Below are 13,731 nucleotides of genomic sequence, written 5' to 3' on the forward strand. Positions count from 1 at the left end.
GGCTATGGCCGGTCGGCGTCGGGGACGACCTCTTCGACATGTCGCATATAGGCATTGGAACGGCGCTTCGTGCGCTCGAAGATGAATTCGTTGGACAGCCCGCGCGCTTTAAGGACGGGGATGGCCTCGGCCATGTCAGGGGCTTCCGCGGTCAGCGACCCATCGGGATGGAGGGTCATGAGCCGGAACTTCTCCCCGGTGGACGTATCGACCGCATAGAGGATGCGAGTGGGCATTTCAACGCTCCGGTTCACGCGCGCCGGCGGCTGTGCTTCTTCACTTCCGCGAAACGCTTCATCATGTCATCGTACCAGTCCTGCCGGGAGGGGATGAATTCTGGCCGGAGGGCCTTGAGCGCCTTTTCCATCCGCTCGATATCGGCGCGACTCAGGTCGTTTTTGCGCCAGCGATTGTTCGCGAAGTCATAATACTCTCGGGCAAACGTTTTGTGCACCCAGCCCGAGAGGTTCTTCCCGGACTCCGACCATGCCTCACCCTGGTCGATCCCGACGACCTTGCCATCGACGAGCATCCAGTTGCCGACGTTTCGGTCCTCGTTGCCGATGAGGACGTCCAGGAGCCCGAGACGCCGGCCCTCCGGTGTTCTCATCAGCCGCTCCTGTTCCTTCTTGTCGCCGTGCAGGGTTCGCCCGGGAATCCCTTCGACATAATCCATCAACAACTCGGTCTCTGAATAGCGGAACGCCGCGGGCACTTTCGCCCCGATCGCGCGGGCGACGAGGAAGCCCAGCCGTTCCGCATCGGCGCGCTCGTCCGCCGTCCGCATGTACCGGCGCTCGGACGAAGTGGCGCCGGGCATGTCGAGCGTTTCGTCCATTGCGACTTTGCGAATCGCCTTGTGACCGGACGCGAACGTGAGCAATTCCACCTCTGTCGAGCCGTCGTCCAAGGTCCTCCGCTTGGTGACCAGCCGGTCCAGCCCCTTGGTCAGTTCTACGAGGTGCCTGATTCCATCGTAGGTCTTGTGCCAGAGGTTGACCGGTCCGCTGCTCTCCTCCGGGCTGTTCACGGCGGCGAAGCGGATTGTGGTCTTGGTAGGCCCGAAGTGCTCAAGGATCAGCGAGAGCCGTTTGAGCGCGTGCCTGCGCCGGATCGGCCCCAGCCTTTCCTCGATCCCTTCCAAGGTCGCGCCGGGCCGTGCCAGGGCCACCGCCTCCCGAAGGGCCGCGGCCACCGAGCCCTTCGCCCGATCGTCACGCTTGTCCTTACCAGGCCGGCGGGGTTCCCTGGGGTCACGCGGCCGGTCCCTGCCGCGCTTGTGAGGTCTTCGCGGCGTGTGGCGTCGCGCGCGACCATCGGGGCGTTCTGGCTTACGGGTTCGGGGCTTCTTACGCGGCCGGGTCTTCTTGGGGCCGAGCTTGGCCTTGAGCTTCTGCCAGAGTTTCTTGATCAGGCCGACGATCTTGTCGATGACGCGGTCGATGGCGCGGTTCACCGGGCGGGACAGTTTCTGGAAGATCTGCCGGACCTTGCCCGGGATGCCGCCGATGCCCAGCAGTGCGGCCAGTGCGCCGATCAGGACCGGGATCGAGCGGGCCAGTGCGCGTTCGACCAGGGCGGGGACGCCGCCGGTGCCGCCGCGGGCGATGGCGATCACCGCGTCGAGTACGGCGTTGACGAACTCGATGATCTGCCGGGCGTTGGTCACGATGAAACGGATGATGTCGATGATCATCTTGCAGGCGCGGATGAACGCCGACGCCGGATTGAACAGCGACACGATCCAGGTGACGCCCGCCATGATGATCGTCGGGAGCAGGTAGGCGACGAGATCGCCGATCAGGTGCTTCTTCAGGTCGCCGACCTGGGTCTTCAGGTCGTCCCACATCCCGGCCACGCCACGCCGTCTGACCTGCGCGACGAGCGGCACCGCGGTCTCCGCGGCGACGATGGCCTGGTCGGGGACCCGGCGGGCCAGCCGGGCGCGGATGTTCGGCCAGGACAGGCCCAGCAGGGCGGCGATCATCGTGAGGATGCCGAGGACGTCGAAGCCGGCCGGAAGTCGCAGCCCGGCGGCGGCGCCCGCGCCGAGCAGCCACGTCAGCACGCCCGCTTCGAGGTGGCGGCCCGCGTTCTTCATGAACAGCCTGAGGCCGCCGCCGACACCGGTCACCAGGTTGCCCAGGAAGCCGATCGCGTCCTTCAGGATCGCGCCGACGGCGGACGCCGCCTTGCGCAGCACGCCCAGCAGCATCCGGCCGAGTTCGACGATCGCCTTGATCGCGCCGCCGATGGCGTCCGCGGCCTTGGCCACCAGGCCCTTGTTCTTCTCCTTCTCCTTGGCTATTTCGTCGTCGACGGACTTCACCGCGTCGGTGTATTTGGTGGCCAGGGTGTCGACGAGTTCCGTGCCCTTGTCGTTCACCGTGTCCTTGAGCTCGTCGAATCTTCCCTCGAACTCGGTGGCGGCCTTCTGGCCGATTGCCTTCAGATCGGCCGGTAGCCTGTCCACCGCCGCCTTCAGTTCCTTGCGGCCGGTCGCGATGCGGTCCTTGGCGCGTTTCAGCTCGGCTTCGACGGTGTCGGCGATCTCGGTGATGATCCGGTCCATCGCCGCCAGGTAGCCGTCCTTGGCGCGTTCGTATATCCGGTCGGCCTCCTCCGGCAGGCCCGCGAACAGGTCGCGCACCCAGCGGGCCTTGCCGGTGAGGCCGCTGTAGCGGGCGTCCTTGTAGCGGCGCATGCCCTCTTCGTGGTCGGCGGTGAAGCGGTCCCGGGCGCGCTTTTCCTTCGTGCTGAACTCGTCATCGACCTTCTTGTCCAGATCCGTGAGGATCTTTTCCACGTCGCCCTTCGTCTGGTCGAAGACCTTCTGAAGAAGTTCGGTGACCTGTTTGCGCTTGTCCTCGTCCTTGGATTTCGTACCGGCCTTGCCGGTGCCCACCTGCCGGCCCGTGGTCACGCGGGTGGCGTGGATGCCCGCCATCGCGGCCGAACCACGGGTGGCCGCGGTGTTCTTGACCTGTGCGAGTTCGCGGGATTCACCGGCGCGCAGCTTCTTCGGGGCGGTCGCCGAATGCGCCTCCATCGACTTCTTGTCCTTGACGGCCTTGTCGAACTGCGGCTCGCGGGAGTTCTGGAACGACAGTTGGCCCTCGGTGACCTTCGCCTCGGCCATCTGCCGATCGACCTGCTCAGGACCGGCCGACAGGTCCGTGGCCGACGGAGGCAACCGGTCCGGGGCGGCCTGGGCCGGATTCGGCCCGCCCGGCCTGCCCGGGACTTTGTCCGGGGCCATCGGCACGACCTGCTTGGCGTCCGGCGCGGGCTGCGGCACCTGCGCGGTGGTGTCGGCGATCTCGCGTGCGGAGGCGTCCTTGCCCTCGCCGACCTTGCCCTGGACCTCGGTCTTGACCTCGTCGGCCTTGCCCGACTCGCTGAACTTGTCCGCCTCGTCCAGGTTCTTCGGGGCCCGGTCCGCGACGGCCTTTCTGACCGCCTCGATGAACGCCTGCTTGTCGAACTCCTTCGGCTGGGCGGCGTCCATGTCCTCGGCGTGCGCCGCCTTGCCGCGTGCCTCGCGGTCGTCGGCCGGCGGTTCGGCCGCGGCCTGCGCCGAACCGGCCTCCACCGGGGCGGGCGGGTGGCTGGAGCCGATCGCCTTCTTCTTGGCGGTGACGTCCTTCTTCAGTGCCTGGAACTTCGGGTCCGTGGCCGGTGCGCGCGGGCCCGCCTTTTCCTTTTCCTTCTTGGCGCCTTTGTCGGGGCGCTCGGCGGCCGGCTCGTCCTTTCCCGCCAGGTCCTTCTTGTCCGGGGCCTGGGCGGAGGGAGCCTTGGCCTTCGGTGCGGCCGGCCTGGCCGGTGGTGGCTTCCTGGCGGCGGGAACGAGCGTGGACGCCGCAGCAGCGGGCGCGGCGGCGGCGTGATCAGCGGTGGGCTGGCTCGCGATGGCGTGGTTCGCGATGGCCTGGTTGCCCACCAGGTTCTGCCCGGCCAGCAGCATCCGCTCCGTCCAGCCGGACGGCCGGGGCTTCGCGTCCTGAGACAGGCCGCCGCCCAGTGCCGCCGCCACCGCGGCATTGCCGAGCTGGGAGCGTGCGTGCACGACATCTGCCGTACTTCGCTCCATCGCCGGCCGCCCGCCGACCTGACGCGCGCCCACCAACGGCGACACCGCCAACGTGCGCCGCTTCGGCAGGCGCACCTTCTCGGGACTGGGCATCCGGCGCCTTCCCGGTCAGCTCGACCCGCCAGGAGGCAACAGGATGACATCGAGCGCGTCGCGGCACCGCGACCCAGGCGTCGCACGAGCGTCGCCGCAGGCCCAGGGAACCGCCGTCCACCACCCGGCCGCCGGCCGATTTCATGCCCCGGGCCGGTTCGCGTCTCCCGTCGAACGCGAACCGGCCCGGGACTTCGATCACTAAGCGATCCGGCCCCGGTACTCGACCGGCCCCTCACCAGGGAATCGGGCCGTTCCCTCGAACCTGCTGCCCCCGTCGAAGAAGGTCACCGAGCCGTTGCCCTCGTCACCGCTCCATGTGACCGTGGTGCCCGTCGAAGGCCGGCCGTCCTCCGGGACGACGCCATTGCGGTTGGCGATACTGATGGTCAGCGGCCGGTCCTGCTGCCAGCCGCCACCGCCGGTGTGAATCTCGGTGTTGTAAGTGGCCATTGCTCTCTCCTTCGCCCGACATCGCGATGAAGGCGCGCCCGATGACCGCGACCGCCTGCGTTCATGGCTATTGTCTCCTCGCCCCGCTCCTTCGTAGAGTTACTAATGGATCTCGCAGGGTGATGATGATGTGACGTCCGTGGCGATTGATACGCATGCGGCCTCGGCGTCCCAGGGCCCGCCGTACGAGAAGATCGGAGCGGCGTCCACCGCGAAGGTGACGAAGTAACCCGCCGGACATGCAGATCTTTCCTTAGACGTCACGGGAAAACGTGGGTTGAATCCCCTCGCTCGGGCAGGGTTAGAGCATGCGGGACAACACGGAGCTTGACCGGCTGGCGGGTGGCGCGCACCACGATCCCCATTCCATCCTCGGGGCTCACCCCGGCCCCGGTGGGGTGACGTTCAGGACGCTGCGGCCGTTGGCGGAGCAGGTCGAGGTGGTGCTGGAGGGCGGTGCGCGGCATGCAATGCGGCATGTGGCGCACGGGGTGTTCGAGGTCGTCGTGGGCGGGCTGGACAAGATCCCGCCGTATCGGCTGAGCGTGAAGTACCCGGACGGCGAGCCGTACGAGAGCGGCGACCCCTACCGGCACTGGCCGACGCTCGGCGAGGTGGACCTGCACCTGATCGGGGAGGGCCGGCACGAGCGGCTGTGGGAGGTCCTCGGCGCGCGGGTGATGCGGCACAACGACGAGGACGGCACCGCGTTCTCGGTGTGGGCGCCGAACGCGCGCGGGGTGCGGGTGGTCGGCGATCTCAACCACTGGGACGGTTCGGGGCATCCGATGCGGTCCCTCGGGCGGTCCGGGGTGTGGGAGCTGTTCGTGCCGGACGTGGCGGCGGGCGAGCGGTACAAGTTCGCGGTCCTCGGGGTGGACGGCGTGTGGCGGATGAAGGCCGACCCGATGGCCCGCCGTACCGAGTGCCCGCCCGCGACCGCCTCCGTGGTGGACGGCTCGGCCTACTCCTGGCGCGATGACCGGTGGATGCGCGAACGGCCGTCCCGGCGGACGCTCGCCGAGCCGATGAGCGTCTACGAGGTCCACCTGGGGTCGTGGCGGCCCGGATTGTCCTATCGCGAGCTGGCCGTGCAGCTTGTGGAGTACGTCCGGGACATGGGGTTCACGCACGTGGAGTTCCTGCCGGTGGCCGAGCATCCGTTCGGTCCGTCGTGGGGGTACCAGGTGACGTCCTACTACGCGCCGACGGCGCGGTTCGGCTCGCCCGACGACTTCCGGCACCTGGTGGACGAACTGCACCGCGCCGGGATCGGGGTGCTCCTGGACTGGGTGCCCGCGCATTTCCCGATGGACGACTGGGCGCTGGCCAGGTTCGACGGCACGCCCCTCTACGAGCACGCCGACCCCTTCCGGGGCGAGCACCCCGACTGGGGCACGTACGTCTTCGACTACGGGCGTCCCGAGGTGCGTAACTTCCTGGTGGCCAACGCGTTGTACTGGCTGAAGGAGTTCCATGTGGACGGCCTGCGGGTCGACGCGGTCGCCTCGATGCTCTACCTGGACTACTCCCGGCGCGAGGGCGAGTGGACCCCCAACATCCACGGCGGCCGGGAGAACCTGGACGCGGTGGAGTTCCTCAAGGAGATGAACTCCGTCTGCTACCGCGAGGCCCCGGGGATCGTGACGATCGCCGAGGAGTCGACGGCGTGGCCGGGGGTGTCGCGCCCGGCGTATCTGGGCGGGCTCGGGTTCGGCTTCAAATGGAACATGGGCTGGATGCACGACACGCTCGCGTACCTGCGGCACGAGCCGATCTTCCGGCAGTACCACCACCATCAGATGACCTTCTCCCTGATGTACGCGTTCTCGGAGAACTTCGTGCTGCCGCTCTCCCACGACGAGGTCGTCCACGGGAAGGGGTCGCTGCTCGGCAAGATGCCCGGCGACGAGTGGCAGCGGTTCGCCAACCTGCGGACGCTGCTGGCGTTCATGTGGGCGCATCCGGGCAAGCAGTTGCTGTTCATGGGCGGGGAGTTCGGACAGGGTTCGGAGTGGTCGGAGGAGCGCGGCCTGGACTGGTGGGTGCTCGACTTCGACGTCCACAAGGGGGCGCAACTGCTGGTCCGCGACCTCAACCGGATCTACCGCGACACTCCGGCGCTGTGGGAGCAGGACGCCGCCCCCGAGGCGTTCCGCTGGATCGACGCCGACGACGCGCCGGGGAACACGTTCTCGTTCCTGCGTTACGCGCGCGACGGGTCGGCGCTGGCCTGCGTCGCGAACTTCTCGGGGTCTCCGCACGACGACTACCGGCTGGGCCTGCCGTACGGGGGGCAGTGGGAGGAGATCCTGAACACCGACGCCTACGAATACGCGGGCAGCGGTGTCGGGAACCTGGGCGATGTGCGGGCGGTCGAGTTCCCCCACCACGGCCTGGAGTACTCGGCCCGGCTGCGCGTGCCGCCGCTCGGCGCGGTGTGGCTGCGCCACCCGGGGCCCGCCGATGAGGTGACGTGACCGGCTGCACTACTATCTGATCGCTCGGCCCTCCGTCAGCGTCACGCGGCGGGGGGTCGAGCCATGTCGGGGCGCGTCCACTCGTGCCGGGCCATGCCGGGTCATACCGGGCCATACGCACACGGTCTTATGTACCTTTCGCCCTTCTCTCCGGGGGAAGATCAGCTTTAGACTCCATAGCGGACTATGTGCCTCCTTGCCCCCGGAGGAAGTGTGCGGTTCCGACGCGTGGCCGTCTGTTCGCTCCTGCTCGCGCTATTGCCCGCCGCCCCCGCGATGGCCGCCGATCCACCGGCAGAACCCAAGATCGAGATGGGCCTGCGCGCCGAAGCCGCGGCCCGGCCGGTCCGGGCGATCGTGGAGTTGCGCGATCCGGCCGCCGCCGCGCCCCTCGCGGAGCAGGCCGAGCGCGCCCCGGGCGCGGAACGCGCCGACGTGGTACTGCGGCCGGCGCCCGGCGAGCGCCCGTTCATCGTCGTCACGGCCGGCGCCGAGGCGTTGCGGAGCCTCGCCGACGACCCGCGGGTGCTCTCGATCCACAAGGACCACGCCTACCCGCCCGCCCTGGCCGAGACGGTCAAGGTCATCGGGGCCGACCGGGCGCACGCCGAAGGCGCGCAGGGTTCGGGTACGTCCGTGGCGGTGCTGGACAGCGGGGTGGACCGCGACCATCCGGCGCTCGCCGGAAGGATCGTCGCGGAGGCGTGCTTCTCGGCGACCGGTGAGGAGGGCCTCCAGCTCGAATCGCTCTGCCCCAACGGGCAGGACACCCAGATCGGGCCGGGCGCGGCCGACGCCGAGACCGCCAGGTGCCTGGACGGCGGCGTGAACCTGTGCGACCACGGCACCCACGTGGCCGGGATCGCGGTGGGCGCAGCTGGGGCGGGGGCGCCGGGGCCGGGGGTCGCGCCGGGCGCGAACCTGGTCGCCGTCCAGGTCTTCAGCAAGGTCCACGACCAGGAGACCTGCGGAATCCAGGCGACCTGCCTGCTCGCCTTCGAGTCCAGCCTGCGGCTGGCGTTCGACCACCTCGGCACGCTCGCCACCGCGCACCGGATCGCGGCGGTGAACCTGAGCCTCGGCGGCGGGCTGTCCGACACCGCCTGCGACGACACCGAGGAGGGGCGGGGCCTCAAGCCGCAGATCGACGCGCTGCTCGATCAGGGGGTGCCGACGGTGGCGGCGGCGGGCAACGAGTCGTTTGAGGGCGCGGGGTTTCCCGGGTGCATCTCCTCGGCGGTGACCGTGGGCGCGACGGACGACGCCGACGCCATCGCGCCGTTCTCGAACCAGGGGGCGTTGCTGGATCTGTTCGCGCCCGGGGTGGAGGTGACCTCGGCGGTGCCCGATGACGCCTACACGGCCTACAGCGGCACCTCGATGTCGGCCCCGCACGTGGCGGGGGCGCTGGCGCTGCTGCGGCAGAAGTTCCCTGACTCCACGGGGGCGGACCTGGTGGAACGGCTGAAGGCCGCGGGGCGCAAGGTCGTCTACGGTACGGTCACCACGCCGCGGATCGACGTCCACGCGGCCCTGACAGGTACCGAGCCCTCCCCGCCGATCAGCCACTCCCCCGCGGAGCCGGAACCAGAACCGGAACCAGAACCAGAGCCTGAGCCCGAGCCGGAACCTCAGCCTGAGCCGGAACCTCAGCCCGAGCCCGAGCCTGGTCCGACCACGGAGCCGCCGCCGCCACCGGGACCCGCACCGGCGCCCGAGGTCACCGTCACCGTGACGGTCACCGTCACGCCCGCCCCCCGGCCCAAGCCGCGCCCCGCCCCCGCCGTGTGCACGCGCGGCAAGGCCAGGACCGCCCTGACCGCCGCCGCATGGGCCGCCGAGACCCGCAAGGGCGACGGGAAGGTGACGGACGCGACGCTCGCCTGCTACCTGAGCCTGGTGAAGCGGGCCAGCAAGGTCTTCCCGGAGGTCGCCAGGATGTCCACGCCGTCCTCCGCGGGCAAGGTGCTGCGGTCCACCACGGCAAAGGCGGGCCGGGCCAGGCTGGACCGCGAACTGCTGGCCGCGTGGCTCAACTGGGCGCACGGCGCGCGCAACACCACGGCGAAGATCACCGGTGCCACCACGCTGAAGTCGGCGCTGACCACGGCCGAACGCCGCCGGTTGAGCGGGAAGGCCACCTCCACCCAGCTCAAAAGGTCCATATCGACGCTCAGGAAACATGTGAACAGGTAGGCATCGGTCGTGGCCGCCGAGTTTGTCCACAGGCCATTCGTTCATCCACAGGGCGGGCGTTCGGCGAACGCTCGACCGCACGTAGTCGCTTAGGGTGGGGCTCATGGACGCGAGCAAGGCGATCATCGAAACCGTCGACCGGCTCCGGCAGCGTCGCACTGCGCCGCTGGTTCTGGAGCTCGACCTCACCGAGGGGGTCACTGAGGGCCCACCGGCCGATCCGCTGAGCGCCGTGCTCTCCATGCGCCGGGCCCGCCTCACCGACCTGCTGTCCGGCCTGAGGCGCGCGGCGGCCGACTCCAGGGTCAAGGCACTGGTCGTCAAGGTCGGCGGCCGGCCGCTCGGGCTCGGCACGGTCCAGGAGCTGCGCGCGGCCATCACGCGCTTCCGGTCCTCGGGCAAGCTGACGGTCGCCTTCGCCGAGAGCTTCGGCGAGTTCGGCGCGGGCACGGTGCCCTATTACCTGGCCACCGCCGCCGAGCGGGTCTACCTGCAACCGTCCGGCGACCTCGGGCTGACCGGCATCGCCATGGAGCAGCGGTTCCTGCGCGGCGCGCTCGGCAAGGTCGGGGTCGAGTACCAGCTCGGCCAGCGGCACGAGTACAAGACCGCCGCCGACATGTTCACCCAGGAGCGGATGACCGAGCCGCATCGCGAGTCGCTGACCCGCATCGCCGGGTCGGTGACCGAGCAGATCGTCTCGGCCGTCGCGGCGAGCCGCAGGCTCGACGTGGCGACGGTGCGCGGGCTGATCGACCAGGGGCCGTTCATCGGCGCGGAGGCGGTGGAGCACGGCCTGGTTGACCGGCTGGCCTACCGCGACGAGGTCTACGACGAGGTGCTCGCCGCCGCGGGCGAGGGAGCGCACCTGCAGTTCGTCTCCCGCTACTCCAGGGGCGCGCTGGCCAAGCGGCTGCCGAAGCCGGGCGAGCCGGTGGTGGCGCTGGTGCACGGCAGCGGCCCGATCCGGCTGGGGCGCAGCGGGCGCGGGCCGTTCGGCGGGGGCGGTTCGATGGGGTCCGACACGATCTGCGCGGCGCTGCGCGCGGCCCGGCGCGACGAGCACGTCAAGGCAGTCGTGTTCCGGGTCGACAGCCCGGGCGGTTCTTACGTCGCCTCCGACGCGGTGTGGCGGGAGGTCGTGCTGACCCGCAAGACGGGCAAGCCGGTGATCGTCTCGATGGGCGACGTGGCGGCCTCGGGAGGCTACTTCGTGTCGATGGCGGCCGACGTGATCGTGGCACAGCCGGGCACGCTGACCGGCTCCATCGGGGTCCTCGGCGGCAAGCCGGTGGTCGGCGGGCTGCTCGACCGGCTGGGCGTGGGGGTCGAGACGGTACGCGAGGGGGCCAACGCGGGGATGTTCTCCACCGCTGAGGCGTTCTCCGAGTCCCAGTGGGAGCGGGTCAACGCCTGGCTCGACCGCATCTACGACGACTTCGTGACCAAGGTCGCCGAGGGTCGCGGGCTCGACCGCGACCGGGCCCACGAGCTGGCCAAGGGCCGCGTCTGGACGGGCGCCGACGCCCACGGCGGCGGCCTGGTCGACGAGCTGGGCGGCCTCACCGACGCGCTCGCCCTGGCCAGAAAGAAGGCCAGGCTCCCGGAAGACGCGACGGTCCGGGTCTACCCGCGGCTCAACCCGTTGGAGCGCCTGCGCCCCCCGGAGTCCAGCGAAGACCGCTCAGCGGCCCTCGCCCGCGTCCGCTTGGAAGCCTGGGGCCCCCTCGCCGGCCTCGCCACCACCCTCGGCCTCCCCGCCTACGGCCCCTTGCAACTACCGGGCACCTGGACGATCAGCTAGCCCCCCTGGCCCGCCACAGCCCCCGGTCAGGTGCCTGATCGACCAGCACCAGCCCAAGCCATCAAGGAGCGGGCGCCGACGCCCACTGCGTATGCGCGGCTACAACTACGGCGCACATAGTCGATCACCCACCACCACCCACCCACCGCGCACAGCCCAGGTCCGGGTGGTGGAGCCTGTGAGAACGCGAGCGCGCCGCGCCGAACGGCCTGCCACCCGCCGACCGCGTACCCCACCTCACAGCACGGAACGGCTAACCGGCGACCAGGCGGTAGCGGCCACGGAGGCAGGTGGTGGGACCTGGGCGGACGTGGGCTCGGGCCCCTGCGAGTACGCCGCGCTGAACGGCCTGTCGCCCCGCTGGCAGCGTGCCCCGGCCTCCCAGGCACAGAACAGCTAGGTAGGGACCAGGCGGTAGCAGACGAGGGGAGCGGCGGAGGGGGCGAGATGGGCCACGGTCAGCACTCTGGCCTGGCGGAGGTGGGCTCAGGCCCCTGCGGGTACGCCGCGCTGAACGGCCTGTCAACCGCTGGGCGGGGCCCGGCCTTACGGGACAGGACGGCGCTTAGGTGGAGACCGGGCGGTAGCAGACGAGGGCGGCGGCGGAGGGGGCGAGATGGGCCACGGTCAGCACTCTGGCCTGGCGGAGGTGGGCTCGGGCCCCTGCGGGTACGCCGCGCTGAACGGCCTGTCGCCCGCCGGGCGGAGCCCGGCCTTACGGGACAGGACGGCGCTTAGGTGGAGACCGGGCGGTAGCAGACGAGGGCGGCGGCAGAGTGCGGGATAGGCCACGGTCAGCACTCTGGCCTGGCGGAGGTGGGCTCGGGCCGCTGCGGGTACGCCGTGCTGGGCGGTCTGTCGCCCGCCGGGCGGAGCCCGGCCTTACGGGACAGGACGGCGCTTAGGTGGGGACCAGGCGGTAGCAGACGAGGGCGGCGGCAGAGTGCGGGATAGGCCACGGTCAGCACTCTGGCCTGGCGGAGGTGGGCTGGGGGCGGGGCGGGTACGCCGTGCTGGGCGGGGGTCCGGCCTTACGGGACAGGGCGGTTAGGTGGGGGCCGGGCGGTAGCGGCTGCGGAGGCGGATGAGGGGGGTGGCGGAGGGGTCGAGGTAGTCCACGGTCAGTACTTTGGCGATGAACAATGTGTGGTCTCCGGCCGGGACCACTGTGGTGGTCTCGGCCTCCAGGGCGGCCACGCCGTCCGCTATGACGAGGGCGTCGGTGTGGTCGCCGCGGTGGTGGGGGGTGCCCGCGACGAGCAGGCGGGCGCTGGGGCGGCCCGGGGTGGCGAACCTGCTGGCCATGGCCGATTGCCCGGCCGAAAGCAGGCTCACCGCCCAGAGGTCCCTGCGCAGCATGACCTCGCAGACGTAACCCCCGTTGGCCAGGCTGACCAGCACCAGCGGCGGCTCCAGCGACACCGACATCAGCGCCGAGACGGTGACGCCGATGTCGTCCCGGTCGTCCCGGACCGTGACGACACCGACCCCGGCCGCCAACTGGGCCATCGCCTCAACGAACCGCGACATCCGTCACCCGACCCCACCACGCTCCCGAACGCGACCGGCCTGCCGAACCCCGGCCGCCGACCGCCGCCACCACCTCGGCCATTTCACTCCGCCACACACCAGAACCCGGCCGACGGGCCGGGATCCGGGCATCCGGTGGAGGAGGTCAGAGCAGGCCGTTCTGCTTGAGCCATTCCGCGGCCACGACGGCCTCCTCGTCCTTGTTGACGGAGATCTTCTGCATCATCTGGGTCAGGCCCTCGGTGGTCAGCTTGGCCGAGACCGCGTTGAGGGTGCTGGTGATGGTGTCGGACTGGGCGGACTTGTTCACCAGCGGGGTGACGTTCTGGGCGCCGAAGACGTTCTTGGGGTCCTCCAGCGCCACCATCTGGTTGATGATGATCTTAGGGTCGGTGGTGAAGACGTTGCCCGCCTGGACGGTGCCCTCCTTGATGGCGTCGGCCGTGGCCGCCCCGGTGGGCTTCCACTCCTTGAACTCCAGGCCGTAGACGTCCTTGAACTGCTTCTGCCTGCGCTCCTTGAACTCGGGCGGCCCGCCCACCGCCATGTCCTTGGCGACCTTGGCCAGGTCTTCGATGCTGGTCAGCGAGTGCTTCTGGGCGGTCTCCTTGGTGACCGTCAGGGAGTCCTTGTCCTCGGCCGGCGAGGACTCCAGCAGCGTCAGCTCCGGCGGCAGTTTGGTGGCCAGCGCGCTGTTGACCTCTTCGGTCGTGGCGGCGGTGGCCTTGGGGTCGAGGTAGGCGAGCAGTGCGCCGTTGTACTCGGGCAGCACCGTCAGGCCGCCGCCCTTGATCTGGTTGTAGACGACCTCGCGGCTGCCGATGTTGGCCTTCTCCTCGACCTTGACGCCCTTGGCGGTGAGCGCCTGGGCGTAGATCGAGCCGAGCAGCACGCTCTCCGGGAAGTTGAAGGAGCCGACGATCGCCTTGCCCCCGCCCGGCGAGCCGCTGGCGGTGGCCGTCGTCGTCCCGCCGCCGGCCAGCGGATCTTCGCCGCCGCAGGCGGACACGGCGAGCATGGCCGTGAGGAACACCGCCACGGAGCCGAATACGCGTCGCATCGTACTGTTTCCTTTCCTAGCGGGG

8 protein-coding genes are annotated in these 13,731 nt (G+C 70.1%); 3 read left to right on the plus strand and 5 right to left on the minus strand.

Features of this window, described 5'->3' with window-relative positions; translation table 11 throughout:
- Positions 1–2: 2 nt before the first annotated feature.
- From ACH34R_RS14190 to ACH34R_RS14200, 3 genes are all read right to left on the minus strand, one after another.
- On the minus strand, positions 3–236 hold the full coding sequence (locus ACH34R_RS14190; RefSeq protein ID WP_397561852.1) for a hypothetical protein: 234 nt from the start codon (positions 234–236) through the stop codon (positions 3–5).
- A 14-nt stretch (positions 237–250) separates the two neighbouring features.
- Positions 251–4,183, minus strand: coding sequence for a hypothetical protein (locus ACH34R_RS14195; RefSeq protein WP_397561853.1), 3,933 nt, complete (start codon positions 4,181–4,183; stop codon positions 251–253).
- A 201-nt stretch (positions 4,184–4,384) separates the two neighbouring features.
- A complete protein-coding gene (locus ACH34R_RS14200; protein WP_397561854.1) occupies positions 4,385–4,636 on the minus strand; it encodes a hypothetical protein in 252 nt (83 codons plus the stop codon).
- A gap of 308 nt (positions 4,637–4,944) precedes the next feature.
- Between ACH34R_RS14200 and glgB the strand changes: the two genes are divergently transcribed.
- The 3 genes from glgB to sppA all read left to right on the plus strand — a co-directional run bounded on the left by glgB (position 4,945) and on the right by sppA (position 11,116).
- Positions 4,945–7,116 carry a 1,4-alpha-glucan branching protein GlgB gene (gene glgB / locus ACH34R_RS14205; protein WP_397561855.1) on the plus strand — a complete coding sequence of 724 codons (2,172 nt, stop codon included), beginning with the start codon at positions 4,945–4,947 and terminating at the stop codon, positions 7,114–7,116.
- A 213-nt stretch (positions 7,117–7,329) separates the two neighbouring features.
- Positions 7,330–9,312, plus strand: a complete 1,983-nt coding sequence (locus ACH34R_RS14210; RefSeq protein ID WP_397561857.1) for a S8 family peptidase — start codon at positions 7,330–7,332, stop codon at positions 9,310–9,312.
- A gap of 103 nt (positions 9,313–9,415) precedes the next feature.
- Complete coding sequence (sppA, locus tag ACH34R_RS14215) at positions 9,416–11,116, plus strand: signal peptide peptidase SppA (protein ID WP_397561859.1); 1,701 nt, start codon at positions 9,416–9,418, stop codon at positions 11,114–11,116.
- 1,047 nt (positions 11,117–12,163) lie between these two features.
- Here sppA and ACH34R_RS14220 read toward each other — a convergent pair.
- On the minus strand, positions 12,164–12,646 hold the full coding sequence (locus ACH34R_RS14220) for a flavin reductase family protein (protein ID WP_397561860.1): 483 nt from the start codon (positions 12,644–12,646) through the stop codon (positions 12,164–12,166).
- A 145-nt stretch (positions 12,647–12,791) separates the two neighbouring features.
- The gene (locus ACH34R_RS14225; protein ID WP_397561861.1) at positions 12,792–13,706 is read right to left on the minus strand and encodes an ABC transporter substrate-binding protein; all 915 of its coding nucleotides are present in this window, start codon (positions 13,704–13,706) and stop codon (positions 12,792–12,794) included.
- Positions 13,707–13,731: the final 25 nt, after the last annotated feature.

This window comes from Spongiactinospora sp. 9N601 (assembly GCF_044326295.1).
Taxonomy (GTDB): domain Bacteria; phylum Actinomycetota; class Actinomycetes; order Streptosporangiales; family Streptosporangiaceae; genus Spongiactinospora; species Spongiactinospora gelatinilytica.